Origin of the sequence: Micromonospora sp. NPDC005220 (assembly GCF_040607895.1) — a bacterium.
Lineage (GTDB): Bacteria > Actinomycetota > Actinomycetes > Mycobacteriales > Micromonosporaceae > Micromonospora.
The window spans coordinates 16,248-34,812 of the sequence record NZ_JBEXHP010000062.1 but is presented as its reverse complement, the minus strand read 5'-3'; the positions used below and the strand labels follow the sequence as shown (position 1 = coordinate 34,812).

Here is an 18,565-nt window from a genome sequence, read left to right as displayed (position 1 = left end):
GGCTGGGGGGTGGGGGGTGGGTGGGGTTTAGCGGAGGGCTAGGCGGGCGGCTCGGGCGTCGCGCTTTTCTTCGAAGCGACTCGCGGCGCGGTCCAGGCCTTCCAGCTGGGCGGCGAGCTGCTCGCGGGCGGCTTCGCCGTCGGCGTTGAGGCCGGTCACGTTGAAGACGTCCCACTGACGCAGCACCGGCTGAAGCACCTCGTCGCGGTGCTGGCGCAGGTCGTAGATGCCGGCCAGGGCGATCGCCACCGACTTGCGGGCGAAGCCCTCGATGCCGCTACCCGGCATCTGGAAGTCGGCCACCACGTCGGCGACGGCCCGCATGGCCTGGCTGGGGGCCAGCTCGAACGCGGCCGAGAGCAGGTTGCGGTAGAAGACCATGTGCAGGTTCTCGTCGGCGGCCACCCGGGCCAGCAGGGCCTCGCAGGCGGGGTCGCCGGTGGCCTTGCCGGTGTTGCGGTGCGAGATCCGGGTGGCCAGCTCCTGGAACGACACGTACGCCAGTGAGTGCAGCACCTCGTCGCCGTGGGCGTTGGTGTAGCCCTCCGACATGTGCGTCATCCGGGCCCGCTCCAACGCCACCGGGTCGACCGCCCGGGTGACGGTCAGGTAGTCGCGGATCGCGACGCCGTGTCGCCCCTCCTCGGCGGTCCACCGGTGCACCCAGGTGCCCCACGCGCCGTCCCGGCCGAACAGGGTGGCGATCTCGTGGTGGTACGAGGGCAGGTTGTCCTCGGTCAGCAGGTTCACGATCAGCGCGGTGCGGGCCACGTCCGGGATGGTGGAGTCGGTCGGTGACCACGCCTCGCCGCCGAGCGGCCCGTCGAAGGTGCGCCCCTCGCTCCACGGCACGTACTCGTGCGGGAACCACTCCTTGGCGAGCGAGAGGTGGCGGTCCAGGTTGCGCGCGACCACCGGCTCCAACTCGACGAGCAGCGCGGTCTGACTCAGTGTGGTGCTGACGGTCACGAGAAACTCCCTACGGTGGCGTAACTTACGCTACCGTAGGTCCCCGCGGCCGATAGCGCCAGTGGGGACACTCAACCGACCGTCGGCTTGAGGTCCTCCGCGGGTGGCATCCACTGCTCGGCACCGGCCGTGACCTGCTCACCGGAGCGGATGTCCTTCACCTCGTCCGGCGCTCCGTCGACACCGGGGAACCAGACGTACGGGATCCCGCGCCGCTCGGCGTAGCGGATCTGCTTGCCGAACTTCGCCGCGCTCGGTGACACCTCGGTCGGCACCCCGCGCCGCCGCAGCGCCTCGGCCACCCGGTTGCTGGCCGTACGCTGCTCCTCGCTGATCACCGCGACGAGCACGGCGGTCGGCACCTCCCGGGAGATCGACAGCTCCCCCGCGCCGAAGAGCAGCCCGAGCAGCCGGGTCACGCCGATCGAGATCCCCACCCCCGGGTACGAGACAGCGCCGGCGCTGGCCAGGTTGTCGTACCGGCCGCCGGAGCAGATCGAGCCGAAGCGCTCGTAGCCGCGCAGCTGGGTCTCGTAGACGGTGCCCGTGTAGTAGTCCAGGCCACGGGCGATGCGCAGGTCCGCCACGCAGAGGCCGGGCGAGTGCTCGGCCGCGGTCTCCACCACCCGGACCAGCTCCTCGATGCCCTCGTCGAGCAGCGGGTCGGTCACCCCGAGCGCCCGGATGGCGTCGGCGAACGAGGCGTCCGGGGCGGAGATCTCGGCCAGCGCCAGGCACGCCTTGGCCTGCGCCTCGCTCGCCCCGGCGGTCTCGGCCAGCAGTTCGGCCACCTTCGCCGGGCCGATCTTGTCGAGCTTGTCGACGGTGCGCAGCGCCGCCTCCGGGTCGGTCACCCCGATACCGCGGAAGAAGCCCTCCCAGATCTTGCGGTTGTTGACCTGGATGGTCACCGGCGGGATGGGCAGGGCGCGCAGCGCGTCCCCGATCACCAGCGGCATCTCCGCCTCGTGGTGCGGGGCCAGGGTGTCCCGGTCGACGATGTCGATGTCGGCCTGGACGAACTCCCGGTAGCGGCCCTCCTGGGGCCGCTCACCCCGCCACACCTTCTGGATCTGGTAGCGGCGGAACGGGAAGTTCAGCTTGCCGGCGTTCTCCAGCACGTAGCGGGCGAACGGCACGGTCAGGTCGAAGTGCAGGCCGAGCTGGTCATCCGCGCCCTCGGCGTCGGCGTGCAGCCGCCGGATGACGTAGACCTCCTTCGAGGTCTCGCCCTTGCGCAGCAGCTGGTCCAGCGGCTCCACGGCGCGGGTCTCCAGCGGTGCGAACCCGTACAGCTCGAAGGTGTCTTGGATCCTGCCGAGCACGAACTGCTCGATCATCCGCTGGCCGGGGGTCCACTCCGGGAAACCGGAGATGGGCGTGGGCTTGCTCATGGGCGTACTCCTTGCGGTTCCGCGCCGGTGGCGCGGTGCTGTCGTGGGTCCGCGCGCGGCGCGGACAAAGATCTAGAGGCCCCGGGTGGGAGCGGCCGGCGACGTACCAGCCACCTCGATGAGGTACGGGTTGCTGGCGCGCTCGCGGCCGATGGTGGTGCTGGGGCCGTGGCCGGGCAACACGACGGTGTCGTCGGCCAGCGGAAGGATCTTGTCGCGCAGGCTGGTGAGCATGGCCGGCATGCTCCCGCCTGGCAGGTCGGTGCGGCCGATCGACCCGGCGAAGAGGACGTCGCCGGAGAGGCACAGCTCGTCAGCCTCCCAGCTCGACCCGGCGGCCGGCAGCCGGAACAGCACCGACCCGCCGGTATGGCCCGGGGCGTGGTCGACGGCGATCTCCAGGCCGGCGAGCGTGAGGGTGGCGCCGTCGGTCAGCTCCGCCACGTCCTCCGGCTCGGTGTAGCTCAGCCGGCCGCCGAAGAGCGACCTCAGGTCGGTCGAGAGGCCCTTGGCCGGGTCGGCCAGCATCTCCCGGTCACCGGGGTGCACGTACGCGGTGATGCCGCGCGCACCGCAGACCGGCGCGACCGAGAAGGTGTGGTCGAGGTGGCCGTGGGTGAGCAGCACGGCGGCCGGATGCAGGCGGTGCTCGGCGAGCAGCGCGTCGAGCTGGTCGAGCACCCCGATGCCGGGGTCGACCACCACGCACTGCTCCCCCGGCGCGGTGGCAACCACGTAGCAGTTGGTGCCGAAGGCGTCCGCGGGAAAGCCGGCCACGAGCACGGGCGCTGTCCTTTCCGTCGAGCAGCTGTCGTCCTGCACAGCAGCCTATCGGGCGGGCCGAGCGAGTTTGCCGCGTCCGTCCCGTGCGCCCCGTACGGCACAGTGACGACCTCCGATAAGCGCTGCTCGGGAAGGGGTGGACCTCGTACACCACATTCCCAGTCACTAGCCGTACACTCTGGCGGGCGTGTGGCGCGGCACACGTGACGCCCGGACGGGCCGGGGCGACCGGCCGCCGGCGACGACCAGGTAGAGGAAAGGGGAGCACGGGTGGCTTCCAGCAGGGACCGGCAGCGCAAACTGGCGCGGGCCAAGCTCGACCGGCAGTTGGCTCGCCGGGCCGCCGCTACGCGGCGCCGACGGCAGATCCAGGCCGGAGTTGGCGCCGCTCTGATCCTCGTGCTGGTCGTGGCCGGCTCGGCCTGGGCGCTCGGGGCGTTCGACTCCGACCCGAAGCAGGACACGGCCGCCGCGGACACCTGCCTCTGGACGCCGCAGGACGCGACGGCCAACACCAACCTCAAGGACGTCGGCACGCCGGCCACCAAGGATCTGCCCACCGACGGCACCCGGGCGATGACGGTGACCACCAACCAGGGCGCGCCGATCACCGCGGAGCTGAACCTGACCAACTCCCCGTGCGCGGCGGCGAGCATCGCCCACCTGGCGAGCCGGTCGTTCTACGACAACACCAAGTGCCACGAGATCACCGCCGAGGGCGCGCTGCGCTGCGGCGACCCCAGCGGCACCGGTCTCGGCGGCCCGACCTACTCGTTCTACGACGAGGAGCTGCCGACCGTGCCGTCGGCGTCGCCGTCGGCCAGTCCGGCCCCCGGCCAGCCGCCGACGTACCCGAAGGGCACGGTGGCGATGATCTCCAACCCGCCGGGCAGCAACGGCAGCCAGTTCCTGATCTTCTTCAAGGACTTCACCACCGCCGACCCGAAGTACCCGGTCATCGGCCGGGTGACCGGCGGGCTGGACGTGGTCGAGAAGATCGGCGCCCTCCCGACCGTGGACAATGGGACCGGGGCGAAGGTCAAGCCCAGCACCGATGTGACGATCCAGAGCCTCACGGTCGGTGAGCCGGTCACCGGCGCGGCACCGGCGCCGTCGGCCTCTGGCACCCCGGCCAGCAGCCCGAGCGCCGGCTGACCGGGCGCCACCACCCACCCAAGCGGCACTCAGCAGCAGACAGCCAGGAGGTTCCAGGCGTGACGTCCACCAGAGAGCGGCAGCGCGCGGCGGCACGCGCCCGGCTCGAGAAGGAGATGGCCGAGCGCGCGGCCAAGGCCCGCAAGCGCCGCCAGACCACGGCGATCGTCAGCGCGGGCGCCGCGCTGGTGCTCGTGGTCGCCGGCACCGTCTGGCTGGCGGTGAGCCTCGGCGGCGACGACGACAAGCCCGCCACCACCACCGCGGCGCCCGGCGCGTCCGAGTGCGTGTACAACGCGATGCCCACCGAGCAGCGGCCCCCGCAGATCAAGGACGTGGGGGTGCCGAGCAACGAGCAGTCCGGCACCGGTGTGCAGACCATGACGATCGACACCAACCTCGGCCCGATCACCGCCAAGGTCGACCGGTCGCTGGTGCCGTGCACGGCGGGCAGCTTCACCTACCTCGCCGAGAAGAACTTCTTCGACAACACCAAGTGCCACCGGCTGGTGACCGAGGGCATCAAGGTGTTGCAGTGCGGTGACCCCAGCGCCACCGGCAACGGCTGGCGGGACACCGACGGCCAGGGCGGCCCGAGCTACCGGCTGCCCGAGGAGAACCTGCCCACCGACAAGCGCCCGCCGTACCCGGAGGGAGTCATCGCGATGGCCAACTCCGGCCAGCCGGGCAGCACCGGCAGCCAGTTCTTCATCGTCTACGGCGACTCCCCGCTGGACCCGGCGTACACCGTGCTGGGCACCATCACCGGCGGCCTCGACCTGGTCAAGGACGTGGCCAAGGCCGGCGACGACGGGGCTTTCGCCCAGCAGGCCGGCGGCGGTCACCCGAAGAAGGAGGTCATCATCAAGGACCTCACGATGAGCAATCCGCAGGGCTGACGCCACCCGAGCAAGACGAAGCGCCCGCCGGCTCAGCCGGCGGGCGCTGTCGCGTTCTCGGGGTACGGGTGTCAGGCCCCGGAGGTGACCCGGTAGGCGTCGAAGACGCCGTCCACCTTGCGGACCGTGGCCAGCAGGTGGCCCAGGTGCTTCGGGTCGGCCATCTCGAAGCTGAACCGGCTCACCGCCACCCGGTCGCGGGTGGTGGTGACGGTGGCGGAGAGGATGTTGACCCGCTCGTCGGAGAGCACCCGGGTGACGTCGGCCAGCAGCTTGTGCCGGTCCAGTGCCTCGACCTGGATGGCGACCAGGAACGTCGAGGCGGAGGTGAGCTTCCAGCTCACCTCGACGACCCGCTCGCTCTGCGCGCGCAGGTCCTCGGCGTTGGCGCAGTCGTCGCGGTGCACGCTCACCCCGCCGGAGCGGGTGACGAAGCCGAACACCGAGTCCGGTGGGACCGGGGTGCAGCAGCGGGCCAGCTTGATCCAGACGTCGCTGACGCCCCGGACCACCACACCGGGGTCGCTGCTGCTCTGGCGGCTGCGCGGCGGCCGGGTGGCGACGGCGGTCTCGGCGATGTCCTCCGCCGCGCCCTCCTCGCCGCCGTACGCGGCCATCAGCTTCTGCACCACCGACTGCGCGGAGACCTGGCTGTCGCCGACCGCCGCATAGAGCGACGCCACGTCGGCGAGGTGCAGGTCCCGGGCGATCGACATCAGCGCGTCGGAGGTGAGCATCCGCTGCAACGGCATGCCCTGCTTGCGCATCGCCTTGACGATCGCGTCCTTGCCGGCCTCGATCGCCTCCTCGCGCCGCTCCTTGTTGAAGTACTGCCGGATCTTCGTCCGGGCGCGCGGGCTCTTGACGAAGCCCAACCAGTCCTGCGTGGGGCCGGCCGTCTCGGACTTCGACGTGAAGATCTCGATCACGTCGCCGTTGGACAAGGTCGACTCCAACGGCACCAACTTGCCGTTGACCCGCGCCCCGATGCACTTGTGCCCGACCTCGGTGTGCACCGCGTACGCGAAGTCGACAGGCGTCGACCCGGTCGGCAGCGGGATGACGTCACCCTTCGGGGTGAAGACGTACACCTCCTGGCTGGACAGGTCGAAGCGCAGCGCGTCCAGGAACTCGCTCGGGTCGGCCGCCTCGCGCTGCCAGTCGAGCAACTGCCGCAGCCAGGTCATCTCGTCGATGTGCGCCGGCGGGCCGACGATCTGGGTGCCCTTGTGCTCCTTGTACTTCCAGTGCGCGGCGATGCCGAACTCCGCGGTGCGGTGCATCGCGTACGTGCGGATCTGCATCTCCACCGGCTTACCGGTGGGCCCGATGACAGTCGTGTGCAACGACTGGTACATGTTGAACTTGGGCATCGCGATGTAGTCCTTGAACCGACCCGGCACCGGCTGCCAGTTGGCGTGGATCACACCCAGCGCCGCGTAGCAGTCCCGAACCGTGTCGACCAGGATCCGCACGCCGACCAGGTCGTAGATGTCGTTGAAGTCGCGACCCCGCACGATCATCTTCTGGTAGATCGAGTAGAGGTGCTTCGGCCGCCCGGTGGTCTCCGCTTTGATCTTGGCGGCCTTCAGGTCGGTCTGCACCTTCTGCGTCACCTGCCGCAGCAACGCCTCGCGCTGCGGCTGGTGCTCCCCGATCAGCCGGTTGATCTCCTCGTAGCGCTTCGGGAACAGCGTGCCGAAGGAGAGATCCTCCAGCTCCCACTTGATCGTGTTCATACCGAGCCGGTGCGCCAGCGGCGCCAGGATCTCCAGCGTCTCCTTGGCCTTCTGCTCCTGCTTGGGACGGGGCAGGAAGGTCAGGGTACGCATGTTGTGCAGCCGGTCGGCCAGCTTGATCACCAGCACCCGAGGGTCCTTGGCCATCGCCACGACCATCTTGCGGATCGTCTCGGCCTTGGCCGCGTCGCCCAGCTTGACCTTGTCGAGCTTGGTGACGCCGTCGACCAGCAGGGCGACCTCGCCACCGAAGTCGGCCCGCATCTGGTCGAGGGTGTACTCGGTGTCCTCGATGGTGTCGTGCAGCAGCGCGGCGACCAGCGTGGTGGTGTCCATCCCCAGGTTGCCGAGGATCGTCGCCACGGCGAGGGGGTGGGTGATGTAGGGGTCACCGGACTTGCGGTACTGACCGGAGTGCCACCGCGCGGCCGTGTCGAAGGCGCGCTGGAGCAGCCGGGCGTCCGCCTTGGGGTGGTTGTCCCGGTGGCTCGCGATGAGCGGCTCCAGCACCTCGCTGACCTGGGAGGTCTGCCAGGGCGCGTTGAACCGGGCCAGCCGGGCCCGGACCCGCCGGCCGGTGGGCGCGTTGGACAACCCGAAGCCACCGCTGGGCGACGGGTCGACGCCGGCGTCGGTCGGGAACGGCACCACGACGCCATCGGCGCCGGGGGACGCCTCGGTGCTCGGTGGGCCGCTGGTCGGACACACCGTGCTCTCGCTGGAAGCCCTGCCGGAGCCGTTGCCGGTGCCCGTCACCCGGGCCGGCGCGTCGCCTGTCCGGTCGGTCACCGTGCCGTCAGCGTCGCCTGTCGGGTGCACCGTGCCCTCCGCCGGAGGGACGACATCGTGGGACACCGGCCTCCTCACCGCTCGCCGGAAACACGCCGGCCGAAGATCGGCCGACCTGGTCTCGCCCGCCGGACGGGTACCGCCGGCGTCAGCAAAGGGCAATGCTACCCGCACGGACGGTCCCCTGCCGCTCCGCCGGACGGTCGGCGCCGGGTCCATCCGACGGGTCCGGGATCAAACGGTCAGCAGACCGTCGACCGGTTCAAACGGACAGCAGGGCGTGGACGGGACGCGGCGCCAGTCGCTCACGCCCACCCAGGAAGCCGAGCTCCAGCAGCACGGTGAAGCCGGTGACGGTCCCGCCGGCCCGTTCGACCAGGTCCAGCGTCGCCTCGGCGGTGCCACCGGTGGCCAGCACGTCGTCGACCACCAGCACCCGGTGCCCGGCGGTGAAGGCGTCCTCGTGCACTTCGAGGGTGGCCTCGCCGTACTCCAGCGCGTAGGAGACCGAGTGCGCCGGGCGGGGCAGCTTGCCGGCCTTGCGTACCGGCACCACGCCCACCCCGGTCGCGTACGCGATGGCCGCCGCGACGACGAACCCACGCGCCTCGATACCGACCACCACGTCGAAGGCGTCCCGCCCGTGGTACGACACGATCCCGTCGATCACCTCACGGAAGACCTTGCCGTCGGCGAAGAGTGGCATCAGGTCCTTGAACAGGACGCCGGGCTTGGGAAAGTCGGGCACGTCCAGCACCCGACTGGCGACCAGTCGGGCGGCTTCCGGGCCACTGTCCCCGCGCGCTGCGGTGCTGTGGGTCTCCGTCACGGCTGTTTCGCTCTCCTTCAACGACGAACGGCGTCCGGCAACAGCATGCCGGACGCCGTTCGGGTGTTTCCTGTCGGGTCAGCGCCGCTTGGCGCCACCCGGCCGGTTGCCGCCGCCACCGGGGCGACCGCCCCGGGCACCGGTGGGCCGCTTGCCCGCCGGCCGAGCGCCCACCTTGGGGGCGGCACCGGCCAGCGCGGCGGCGTCCTGGTCGACCGGCTCGTCGGTCGCGTCGGCCTGGGCTGCCGGGCTCGCGGCACCCTTGCCGGCGACCTCGCCGCGGCCCGCCCCGCCCCGCCGGGTCAGGACGCGCTTGTTGTGCGCCTGGATCCGCGGGTCGTAGTTCTTCAGCAGCGCCAGCAGCGGGGTGGCCACCAGGATGGAGGTCAGGAACGCCACCGCCATACCGACGAACAGCACCAGACCGAGGTCCTTCAGGGTGCCCGCGCCGAGCAGGCCGGCACCGATGAAGAGCAGACCGCCGACCGGCAGCAGGGCGACCACGGAGGTGTTCAACGACCGCATCAGGCTCTGGTTGATGGCCAGGTTGGCCGCCTCGCCGTACGTCTGGTTGTTGTTGGCGGTGATGCCTCGGGTGTTCTCTTGGACCTTGTCGAAGACCACCACCACGTCGTAGAGCGCGAAGCCCAGGATGGTGAGGAAGCCGATGATCGTCGACGGGGTGACCTCGAAGCCGACGAGCGAGTAGATGCCGGCGGTGAGGATCAGGTTCGTGATCAGCGAGGCGACCGCGGCGACGGCCATCCGCCACTCGAAGCGCAGGATCAGGTAGACCATCACCAGCGCGATGAAGATGACCAGACCGAGCACGGCCCGCTCGGTGACCTGGCTGCCCCAGGCCTCACTGACCTGGTTGTTGCTGATCTGGTCGGCATTGATGCCGAGGTCGTCGGCGATCTGGGCCTTGACCGCGGTGGCCTGCTCGGCGCTGAGCTGCGGCGTGCGCAGCTCGTAGGAGTCGCCGCCCGGGCCGCCGACCTTCTGCGCGGTGACCACCTCGACGCCGGTGTTCTTGGCGGCCAGGGCCGAGTTGACCTCCCGCTCGGCGTCGTCCAGGGTGCCGACACTGGCCGGCACCTGGAACGAGTTGCCGCCGGCGAACTCGATGCCCAGGCTGAACCCGCGGATCGAGAAGCTGAGGATCGCGATCAGGACCAGGACCCCGGCGACGCCGAACCAGAGCTTGCGGCGGCCGACGATGTTGAGACCGGCCTCGCCGTTGTAAAGGCGGCTCGCCAGACCGTTTTCAGCCATCTCAGGCCTCCTTGGCGCGCGGGTTGCGGGGCTGAGTCGGCTGGTTGCGGGCCGGAAGTGCCCGGCCCAGACCGCTGACCCGCGGGGACAGGAACGCCCGGGTCCGGGCGAACATCGTCATGATCGGGTGCCGGAAGAGGAAGACCACCACCAGGTCCAGCACGGTGGCCAGGCCGAGGGCGAACGCGAAGCCCTTGACCGTGCCGACCGAGACCACGTAGAGCACCACAGCGGAGAGCAGGGTGATCGCGTTGGCCGAGATGATCGTCCGACGGGCCCGGATCCAGGCGCGCGGCACCGCGCTACGCGGGCTGCGTCCCTCCCGGATCTCGTCTTTCAGTCGTTCGAAGTAGATGACGAACGAGTCCGCCGCCACACCGAGCGAGACGATCATGCCGGCGATGCCGGCGAGGGTGAGCGTGAAGCCGATCTGCCGGCCGAGCACCACCAGCGCGCCGAAGACCAGCAGCGCGGAGAGGATCAGGCTCAGGAAAATCACCGAGCCGAGCAGCCGGTAGTAGAAGAACGCGTAGATGATGACCAGCAGCATGCCGATCCCGGCCGCGAGCAGACCGGCGCGCAGGTGGCTGGCGCCCAGCGTGGCGGTGACGTTCTGCGCTTCCTGCTGCTCGAAGGTCACCGGCAGCGCGCCGTAGCGCAGCTGACCGGCGAGGGTGCTGGCGTCCTTCTGGGTGAAGGTGCCGGTGATCTGGGAGTTGCCGGTCAGCACGCCCTGGATCTCCGGCGAGGACACGATCTTGTTGTCCAGCACGACGGCCACCCGGCACTTGCCGTCCTGGCCCAGCGCGGTCGCGTCGCAGGCCTGACCCTCGTTGTTGAACGCCTCACGGGTGAGGTTGGTCCACTTCTCCTGACCGTCGCTCTTGAAGTCCAGGCTGACCACCCAGGCGTTGGTCTGGTCGAGCACCGCGTCGGCGTCGGACACGTCGGTGCCCTCGACCTTCGCCTGGTCGAGCAGGTACTTCGAAACGCCGTCCTCGCAGGAGACCACCTGCTGCTTCGGGTCGGAGATCGACGCCGGCGGGCGCTGGTCGAGCTGGGCGCAGCCGATCGTCGGCACGTTGAACTGCATCTGCGCCGGCAGCACCGCGACCTCCTGCGGAGACAGCGTGCCGAACGGCTTGAGCTTGTCGGCCAGCGACGGGTCGGCGGTCAGGTCGGCCGGGGCCTGCAGCCCGTTGGCGGCCTGCCACGCGGGGGCGCCGACCTTCTGCTCGACGGCCTTGCGCTGCTCCTCGATGCTGGCCGGGACCGGCTCGGCGCTGGCGCTGGGCGCGGCGGCGCTCGGCGAAGCCGTGGCGGACGGGGTCGGCGTGGCGCTGGGCGACGCCGGGGCCATCCCGCCCTGACCGCCGCTCGGCGACGAGGTCACCTTCGGCGAGGCGCTGCCGGTCGAGGTCGGGGTCGCGCCGCCGGACGGGGTCGCGCTGCCGGTCGGGGCGGCGCTGCCCGTCGGGGCCGGCGTGGCGGCGGGGGGCGCCTCGGCCACACCGCTGCCGGAGGCGGCCTTGAGCACCTTGCGGAAGCGCAGCTCAGCCGCGCTGCCGACATCCGTGAGATCCCGGTTCTCACCGGGCAGGGAGATGACGATGTTGCGGTTGCCCTCGGTGACCACCTCGGCCTCGGCCACGCCGAACGCGTTGACCCGGCTCTCGATGATCTGGCGGGCCTCCTCGAGGTTCTGCGCCGTCGGGGGCTTGCCGTCGACGCTGTTGGTCGCCTCCAGTGTCACCCGCGTGCCGCCGATGAGGTCCAGGCCGAGCTTGGGCTCGAGCCGGTCCTTCAAGCTGCCGCTGGCGCCGGCGAAGAACACCAAAAGATAGAGGACCACGAAGATGAACCCGAGCACGGCGAGCTGCCGCCCGGGGCGCATCTGTCCCTGAGGTGGTGCCACGGCTGTCCTGTCTCCCTGTACGGTCGCGCCGCTGTCGCAGCGGCGGCGGTGTCGGGCCGGGGGTTCCGCCCGACGGGTCTGCCTTGAGCCAACGAGGTGCCGACACGAGGACCGGGCACCCCCGGCGCGGAACGCCGACGGTCACGGGAACATGCCGACGCCCGGCGTCGACCCAACTATCCAGTTTTCACGTCTCGTCCGCTGCCCCGTCGGGCGCGACCACCCGGAAGCCGGGTCGACCGGCCATACGCCGGACGCGCCGCTCCCGGAGGGGAGGGGTCAGTCCTTGGCGGTGTCCGCGTCCTCGGTGACCGGCTCGCTCGGCAGCTCCGCGCGGGTGACCACCCGGGCGATGGCCGGCCGGGCGTAGCGGGTCTGCACGCCCGGTGCGACCTCGATCAGGACAGTGTCGTCCTCGATGCCGGTGACCGTGCCGTAGAGCCCACCGATGGTCACGACCTCGTCGCCGGGGCCGAGGTTGGACTGCATCGCCTCCGCCTCTTTGCGGCGCTTCTGCTGGGGCCGGATCATCATGAAATACATGACACCGAAGAGCAGGGCGATCATCAGGATCGGCGTGAAACCGCCGGCCCCGCCACCCGCTGCTGCGTAATGCACGGTTACTGACCTTCCCATTGGCCACCTGCCCGGCACCGTGGGTGCCGGAGCGGAGGCGGATTCTCACGTCCTGTACAGACCGCGGCGAAGTCTAAACCCTGCACCTGGGAACGCCGAATGCGGCACAGATCACGTTCACATCACGGCTGATCGGCATCCAAGGAGAACAGATCGGGCACCGGTGGACTATCTGCGCCAAATGTACCATTCGGTGGTGTGCGCCCCAGATGCCGCCAGGCAGCCTCGGTCGCCACCCGCCCCCGGGGGGTGCGGGCCAACAGCCCCGCCCGCACCAGGAACGGCTCGCAGACCTCCTCAACCGTGTCCGGCTGCTCCCCCACCGCCACGGCGAGGGTGGACAACCCCACCGGACCGCCCCGGAACGAGTCGACCAACGCGGTCAGCACCGCACGGTCCAACCGGTCCAGGCCGAGCGCGTCCACGTCGTACACGATCAGGGCCGCCCGGGCGGTGTCGAGATCGACCACCCCGTCCGCCCGGACCTCGGCGTAGTCACGCACCCGGCGCAGCAGCCGGTTGGCGATCCGCGGAGTGCCCCGGGACCGACCCGCGATCTCGGTCGCGCCCTCGGGGGTGATCGGCACACCCAGGATCCGCGCCGAACGGTGCAGCAGCGTCTCCAGATCCGCCGGGGCGTAGAAGTCGAGGTGCGCGACGAAACCGAACCGGTCCCGCATCGGCCCGGTCAACAGCCCCGAGCGGGTCGTCGCGCCGACCAGGGTGAACGGCTCGACGTCCAGCGGGATCGCCGTCGCCCCCGGACCCTTGCCCACCACCACGTCGACCCGGAAGTCCTCCATCGCGCTGTACAGCAGCTCCTCGGCCGGCCGCGCGATTCGATGGATCTCGTCGATGAAGAGCACATCGCCCTCGGCGAGGCTGGTCAGGATCGCCGCCAGATCACCGGAACGCTCGATCGCCGGACCGCTGGTCACCCGGATGCCCGCGCCCAGCTCGGCGGCGACGATGTTGGCCAGACTCGTCTTACCCAACCCGGGAGGCCCGGAGAGCAGGATGTGATCGGGCGGCGACCCCCGCCGCATGGCGCCCTGCAACAGCAGGTCGAGCTGGTCGCGTACCCGGTCCTGGGCGATGAACTCGGCCAGCCGCCGCGGCCGGACCGTGGCCTCGGCGTCCCGGTCGGCGTCGCTGACGTACGCCGAGACGAGCCCCTCGGTCTCGCTCATCGCGCGGCCCGGGCGGTCATCGGGTGCGGCCCAGCAGTCGGATGGCCTGCTTCAGCAGGACCGGGACCGGCGGAGTGTCGCCCTCGATCGACTCCGCCACCGCGGCCACCGCCTGATCGGCCTGACCGGCCGTCCAGCCCAGCCCCACCAACGCCTGCCGGACCTGGTCGGGCCAGCTGCCGCGGGTCACCCCGGTTACCCCGTCGGCGCCGATCGGCACCGGGCCGATCCGGTCGCGCAGCTCCAGCACCAGGCGTTCCGCACCCTTCTTGCCGATCCCGGGTACCCGGGTCAGGGCGGCCGTGTCGGCGTTGGCGATCGCCTTGCGGACCGCGTCCGGGGTGTGTACCGCCAACACCGCCTGGGCCAGTCGCGGACCGACCCCACTGGCGGTCTGGAGCAGCTCGAACAGCGACTTGGCGTCATCGTCGGCGAAGCCGTAGAGGGTCAGCGAATCTTCCCGAACGATCAGGCTGGTGGCGAGCCGGGCGACCTGGCCGACCCGCAGCTCCGCGAGGGTCCCCGGGGCGCAGTGCACGGCGAGCCCGACCCCGCCGACCTCGATCACCGCCTGGTCCGGACCCGTCGCGGTCACCGTGCCGCGCACGCTGGCGATCATCGTGCTCCTCCTCGTCGTGCCCGATCGGCCGCGGCGGCCAGCTTGGAGCGGGTGCCGCCGCGCCACACATGGCAGATGGCCAGGGCCAGCGCGTCGGCGGCGTCCGCCGGCTTCGGTGGCTCGGCCAGCCGCAACAGCCGGGTCACCATCGCGGTCATCTGCGCCTTGTCGGCCTGACCGGACCCGGTCACGGCCGCCTTCACCTCGCTCGGGGTGTACGTCTGCACCGGCAGCCCGGCGCGCGCCCCGGCCAGCACGGCGATGCCACTGGCCTGCGCGGTGCCCATCACCGTGCGCACGTTGTGCTGGCTGAACACCCGCTCGACGGCGACGCTCTCCGGTTCATGCTTGGCCACCAGCTCGGTCAGCGACCGGTCCAGGTGCAACAGGCGCAGCGCCAGGTCGTCGGCCGGGTCGGTGTAGACCACGTAGTAGGCGACCAGCGTGCAGGGCCGGCCGGGCATACCCTCGACCACGCCCACCCCACACCGGGTCAACCCCGGGTCCACACCGAGCACGCGCACGCCGCCCCCTCCCCAGCCGTCAGCAGTACGTGTGTTCGACACCCTAACCGGCGCCTTCCCACCAGCCCCACGGGACACGCCCCCACACCCCACACCCAGCCCCGCCCCGACCCCGCGCCAACATCCACGCACCTTCGCGGATGTTGCTGCCTCCGACGCCGGAGAGACAGCAACATCCCTGATCCTGCGCGGATCTTGACGACGAGCAGCCGCCTGACGGACCGGGAGCGGGGTTTGTGGCACCCCGCCGCCGTCAAGGTCGTGCTCGAACCAGGATGTAGTGGCCACGAGGTGCTGGGAAACCACTGCATGCTGGTTGTTGCGCGATCTTCCGACGCGCACCGCGCTGCGGCGGGGCCGGCGCGGGCTACGGGGGCAGGCGGGCCACACAGCTTTGGTACGGAGTATGTGTCGCTGGCCCATGTGCCGGGGAGCACACAGCTCGTAACTTCTTGCGCCATGACGGCAGAACCCGTGGTGGTCCCCCACGTCGTACAGGTCGACCTCTCCGGTCGAACCGCCCTGGTCACCGGGGGCGGCGGCGGCATCGGGCGGGCGTGTGCCCTGCGGCTGGGCGCGGCCGGCGCCAAGGTGCTCGTGGTGGACCGCGACCTGGCGGCGGCCAAGGCGGTGGCCGCCGAGGTCGGCGGCCGGGCCGAGGGCGTCGACCTGTCCGACGCCGCGGCGGTGGATTCCCTCGACGTGGACGTGGACATCGTGGTGAACAACGCCGGGCTCCAGCACGTGGCGCCGTTGCAGGACTTCCCCGTCGAGCGTTTCGAGTACATCCAGCGGGTGATGGTGGAGGCGCCGTTCCGGTTGATCCGCCGGGCGCTGCCGCACATGTACGCCCGGGGCTGGGGGCGGATCATCAACATCTCCTCGGTGCACGGGCTGCGCGCCTCGCCGTACAAGGCGGCCTACGTCTCGGCCAAGCACGCTCTGGAGGGGCTGTCGAAGGTGGTCGCGCTGGAGGGCGCCGCGCACGGGGTGACCGCCAACTGCATCAACCCGGCGTACGTGCGGACCGCCCTGGTGGAGAGCCAGATCGCCGACCAGGCGGCCAGTCACGGCATCGACGAGGCCGAGGTGATCGAGAAGATCATGCTGGCCCGGGCCGCGATCAAGCGGCTGATCGAGCCGGAGGAGGTCGCCGAGCTGCTGGCGTACCTCTGCTCGCCGCCGGCGGCCTTCATCACCGGCGCGTCGATCGCCCTCGACGGGGGCTGGACGGCCAACTAGTGGGGCTGAGCACAATGTCGACCATGTCATCGCCGGTGGAGTTCCTGGAGCTGCTCGCCCGAGAGGCCGCGGCGGTCGAGTTCGAGGGTCCGCTGGTGGCCGCGCGGGCCGCCGGGCTGCCGCCGGACCGGCTGGCCGAGCTGGAGCAGGCCAAGTCGGTGGCGTTGCGGGTCCGCGCGCTGCTGGAGCGCCGGCGCCGCCGGGAGAGCGAGCTGTCCGGTCTGTACGACACGGTCAGTGACCTGGCCGGGCTGCGCGACCTGGACGACGTGTTGCGGGCGATCGTGCACCGGGCCCGGCACCTCCTCGGCGCGGACGTGGCGTACATGACGCTCAACGACGACGAGCGCGGCGACACCTACATGCGGGTGACCGACGGGTCGGTGTCAGCCCGGTTCCAGCGGCTGCGCCTACCGATGGGCGCCGGTCTCGGTGGCCTGGTGGCCCAGTCCGGCGCTCCGTACGTCACCGCCAACTACGGCGAGGACGCGCGCTTCCACCACACCGGCGAGATCGACGCCGGGGTGGGCGAGGAGGGGCTGGTGGCGATCCTCGGGGTGCCGCTGCGGCTCGGCTCGACCTCGATCGGCGTGCTCTACGCGGCCAACCGGTCGGCCCGGCCGTTCGTCCGGGAGGAGGTGGCGCTGCTGGTGTCGCTGGCCGCGCACGCCGCGGTGGCAATCGACACCGCCCGGCTGCTGACCGAGACCCGGTCGGCGCTCGCCGAGTTGTCGGCGGCGAACACCACCATCCGGGCGCACAGCAGCTCGGTGGAGCGGGCCGCGGCGGCACACGACCGGATGACCGCCCTGGTGCTGCGCGGCGGCGGGGTGGAGGACGTGGCGGCGGCGGTGACCGAGGTGCTGGGCGGCGCGCTGCTGGCGCTGGACGCCGAGGGCCGACTGCTGGCCCGGGTGGGCGAGATCGAGGAGCCGGACCGCGCGGACATCGTCGAGGCGGTGGCCGCGTCCCGGACCGAGGGGCGCAGCGTCCGCCGGGGTCCACTCTGGTACGCGGCGGTGGTGGCCGGCGCGGAGAACCTGGGTGCCCTGGTGCTGCGCCCGGACGACGAGCTGGTCGACGCCGACCAGCGCATCCTGGAGCGGGCCGCGTTGGTGACCGCGCTGCTGCTGCTGTTCCGCCGGACCGTCGCGGAGGCGGAGGGGCGGGTGCGCGGCGAGCTGCTGGACGACCTGATCGCCCGGCCGCTGCGCGACACCGACGCGTTGCGCAGCCGGGCCCGTCGGCTCGGGGTGGACCTGGACGCGCCGCACGTGCTGGTGGCGGTGGGCGACGACGCGATCGCCGCGACCGGCTCGGCTCGGCAGCGGGTGCTCTCCTGGGCCACCACGTACGCCTCGGCGCGCGGTGGCCTGGCCGCGGCGCGCGACGGCCGGGTGGTGCTGATGCTGCCGGGGTTGGACGCGGGCGGCAGCGCCCGCGCGGTGGCCCGGGACCTGTCCCGGGTGACCGGCCGACCGGTGACCGCCGGGGCGAGTGGCCCGTCGCACACGCCGGCGGAGCTGGCCGGGACGTTCCAGGAGGCGGACCGGTGCCTGACGGCGCTGGGCGCGCTGGGCCGCGCCGGGCAGGGCGCGAGCACGGCGGAGCTGGGCTTCGTCGGGCTGCTGCTGGGCACTGTCGGTGACCGGGGTGAGAAGGACGTGACCGAGTTCCTCAGCGCCACCGTCGGGCCGGTGCTCGACTACGACGCCCGGCGCGGCACGGCTCTGGTGAAGACGCTGGAGGCGTACTTCGGGGTGGGTGGCAGCCTGGCCCGGGCCGCCGAGCAGCTGCACGTGCACGTCAACACGGTGACCCAGCGGTTGGAGCGGGTCGGGCAGTTGCTCGGCGTCGACTGGCAGCGGCCGGAGCGGGCGCTGGAGGTGCAGCTCGCGCTGCGCCTGCACCGGCTGCGCGCGCCGGCCGGCTGACCGAGGCCGACCCGTCACCCGGCGCGGCCCAGCAGGCCGCGGCAGCGACCACGCCGGATCAACGGGCCCGGATGCCCTCCAGCACGGCGTCGACGACCCGTTCGGGCAGGGTCCGCTCGTCCAGGTCCGGGTTCCACTGGAGCACCCGCTGGATCAGCATCGGCCCGGTGAGCAGCGCCATCGTCACCTCGATGTCGATGTCGGGGCGGAGCACCCCCTCGTCGATACCGCGCCGCAGCACCTCACGCATCAGCTGTCGCCGGGGCGCGATGATGTTCTGGTAGAGCTGGAACTGGTCCGCGCTGCGGTTCACGGCCGGCACCAGGCAGGGCACGATCTTGGCCGCTCGCGGGTCGACGTTCGTGCCGATCGCGCCGACCAGCAGCACCAGGTCGTCGCGGACGGAGTGGCCCGGCGGCCGGGCCATGACGCCCTTGAGTCGCCGTAACGCGTCCAGCAGCAGCGCGTCCTTGCCGGCCCAGCGGCGGTAGATGGTGGCCTTGCCGACCCCGGCGCGGGCGGCGATCGCCTCGATCGAGAGCGCCTCGATGGTGCTGCCCTCGGCGAGCAGGTCGAGGGTGGCCTCGATGATCGCCTCGTCGGCGCGGATGCTCCGCGGTCGCCCGGGCGACCGCGGAGCATCGGCAGTGGACATCATGTCCGCCATTCTCCC

At 71.4% G+C, this 18,565-nt stretch carries 16 protein-coding genes; 4 read left to right on the top strand and 12 right to left on the bottom strand.

The features are described 5' to 3' along the window. Window positions 1-27 precede the first annotated feature (27 nt). The 3 genes from ABZU52_RS21525 to ABZU52_RS21515 all read right to left on the bottom strand — a co-directional run bounded on the left by ABZU52_RS21525 (window position 28) and on the right by ABZU52_RS21515 (window position 3,146). The gene (locus ABZU52_RS21525) at window positions 28-969 is read right to left on the bottom strand and encodes an acyl-ACP desaturase (protein WP_354972775.1); all 942 of its coding nucleotides are present in this window, start codon (window positions 967-969) and stop codon (window positions 28-30) included. Between the two features lie 71 nt (window positions 970-1,040). Then, window positions 1,041-2,363 (bottom strand): histidine--tRNA ligase, encoded by a 1,323-nt coding sequence (gene hisS / locus ABZU52_RS21520; protein WP_354972774.1) that lies wholly within the window; start codon window positions 2,361-2,363, stop codon window positions 1,041-1,043. A 72-nt stretch (window positions 2,364-2,435) separates the two neighbouring features. Next, window positions 2,436-3,146: an MBL fold metallo-hydrolase gene (locus ABZU52_RS21515; protein ID WP_354972773.1), complete on the bottom strand. Its 711-nt coding sequence runs from the start codon at window positions 3,144-3,146 to the stop codon at window positions 2,436-2,438. Window positions 3,147-3,416: 270 nt separating this feature from the next. Between ABZU52_RS21515 and ABZU52_RS21510 the strand changes: the two genes are divergently transcribed. Together ABZU52_RS21510 and ABZU52_RS21505 are read left to right on the top strand one after the other, a co-directional pair. Beyond that, entirely contained in the window at window positions 3,417-4,301 is an 885-nt protein-coding gene (locus ABZU52_RS21510) for a peptidylprolyl isomerase (RefSeq protein ID WP_354972772.1), read from the top strand. A 59-nt stretch (window positions 4,302-4,360) separates the two neighbouring features. Further along, window positions 4,361-5,200 (top strand): peptidylprolyl isomerase, encoded by an 840-nt coding sequence (locus ABZU52_RS21505; RefSeq protein WP_354972771.1) that lies wholly within the window; start codon window positions 4,361-4,363, stop codon window positions 5,198-5,200. A 71-nt stretch (window positions 5,201-5,271) separates the two neighbouring features. Here ABZU52_RS21505 and ABZU52_RS21500 read toward each other — a convergent pair whose 3' ends face one another. The 8 genes from ABZU52_RS21500 to ruvC form a co-directional block, all read right to left on the bottom strand. Further along, window positions 5,272-7,794, bottom strand: coding sequence for a bifunctional (p)ppGpp synthetase/guanosine-3',5'-bis(diphosphate) 3'-pyrophosphohydrolase (locus tag ABZU52_RS21500; RefSeq protein WP_354972770.1), 2,523 nt, complete (start codon window positions 7,792-7,794; stop codon window positions 5,272-5,274). Window positions 7,795-7,990: 196 nt separating this feature from the next. Beyond that, window positions 7,991-8,557 (bottom strand): adenine phosphoribosyltransferase, encoded by a 567-nt coding sequence (locus ABZU52_RS21495; RefSeq protein WP_354972769.1) that lies wholly within the window; start codon window positions 8,555-8,557, stop codon window positions 7,991-7,993. A 78-nt stretch (window positions 8,558-8,635) separates the two neighbouring features. Further along, the gene (gene secF / locus ABZU52_RS21490; protein ID WP_354972768.1) at window positions 8,636-9,832 is read right to left on the bottom strand and encodes a protein translocase subunit SecF; all 1,197 of its coding nucleotides are present in this window, start codon (window positions 9,830-9,832) and stop codon (window positions 8,636-8,638) included. Window position 9,833: 1 nt separating this feature from the next. Continuing rightward, window positions 9,834-11,747 carry a protein translocase subunit SecD gene (gene secD / locus ABZU52_RS21485; protein WP_354972767.1) on the bottom strand — a complete coding sequence of 638 codons (1,914 nt, stop codon included), beginning with the start codon at window positions 11,745-11,747 and terminating at the stop codon, window positions 9,834-9,836. 279 nt (window positions 11,748-12,026) lie between these two features. Next, complete coding sequence (gene yajC, locus ABZU52_RS21480) at window positions 12,027-12,383, bottom strand: preprotein translocase subunit YajC (protein ID WP_269679915.1); 357 nt, start codon at window positions 12,381-12,383, stop codon at window positions 12,027-12,029. Between the two features lie 122 nt (window positions 12,384-12,505). Continuing rightward, complete coding sequence (gene ruvB, locus ABZU52_RS21475; protein WP_091401820.1) at window positions 12,506-13,573, bottom strand: Holliday junction branch migration DNA helicase RuvB; 1,068 nt, start codon at window positions 13,571-13,573, stop codon at window positions 12,506-12,508. 16 nt (window positions 13,574-13,589) lie between these two features. Then, a complete protein-coding gene (ruvA, locus tag ABZU52_RS21470; protein ID WP_354972766.1) occupies window positions 13,590-14,192 on the bottom strand; it encodes a Holliday junction branch migration protein RuvA in 603 nt (200 codons plus the stop codon). Next, window positions 14,189-14,716, bottom strand: a complete 528-nt coding sequence (gene ruvC / locus ABZU52_RS21465; protein ID WP_354972765.1) for a crossover junction endodeoxyribonuclease RuvC — start codon at window positions 14,714-14,716, stop codon at window positions 14,189-14,191. Before ruvC ends, ruvA begins: the two co-directional genes overlap by 4 nt. 459 nt (window positions 14,717-15,175) lie before the next feature. Here ruvC and ABZU52_RS21460 point away from each other — a divergent pair, with 459 nt between their 5' ends. Beyond that, on the top strand, window positions 15,176-15,958 hold the full coding sequence (locus ABZU52_RS21460; protein WP_354972764.1) for a 3-hydroxybutyrate dehydrogenase: 783 nt from the start codon (window positions 15,176-15,178) through the stop codon (window positions 15,956-15,958). A 14-nt stretch (window positions 15,959-15,972) separates the two neighbouring features. Further along, entirely contained in the window at window positions 15,973-17,892 is a 1,920-nt protein-coding gene (locus ABZU52_RS21455; protein WP_354972763.1) for a helix-turn-helix domain-containing protein, read from the top strand. 58 nt (window positions 17,893-17,950) lie between these two features. On the opposite strand, the gene ABZU52_RS21450 is transcribed toward ABZU52_RS21455, so the two are convergent. After that, complete coding sequence (locus ABZU52_RS21450; protein WP_354972762.1) at window positions 17,951-18,559, bottom strand: TetR/AcrR family transcriptional regulator; 609 nt, start codon at window positions 18,557-18,559, stop codon at window positions 17,951-17,953. Window positions 18,560-18,565: the final 6 nt, after the last annotated feature.

Excerpts from the sequence above, each read along its gene's own strand:
- ruvB (WP_091401820.1), bottom strand. The coding sequence starts at position 13,573 with ATGAGCGAGACCGAGGGGCTCGTCTCGGCGTACGTCAGCGACGCCGAC.
- ABZU52_RS21460 (WP_354972764.1), top strand. The coding sequence starts at position 15,176 with ATGACGGCAGAACCCGTGGTGGTCCCCCACGTCGTACAGGTCGACCTC.
- yajC (WP_269679915.1), bottom strand. The coding sequence starts at position 12,383 with ATGGGAAGGTCAGTAACCGTGCATTACGCAGCAGCGGGTGGCGGGGCC.
- secF (WP_354972768.1), bottom strand. The coding sequence starts at position 9,832 with ATGGCTGAAAACGGTCTGGCGAGCCGCCTTTACAACGGCGAGGCCGGT.
- ABZU52_RS21455 (WP_354972763.1), top strand. The coding sequence starts at position 15,973 with ATGTCGACCATGTCATCGCCGGTGGAGTTCCTGGAGCTGCTCGCCCGA.
- hisS (WP_354972774.1), bottom strand. The coding sequence starts at position 2,363 with ATGAGCAAGCCCACGCCCATCTCCGGTTTCCCGGAGTGGACCCCCGGC.
- ABZU52_RS21450 (WP_354972762.1), bottom strand. The coding sequence starts at position 18,559 with ATGGCGGACATGATGTCCACTGCCGATGCTCCGCGGTCGCCCGGGCGA.
- ruvA (WP_354972766.1), bottom strand. The coding sequence starts at position 14,192 with ATGATCGCCAGCGTGCGCGGCACGGTGACCGCGACGGGTCCGGACCAG.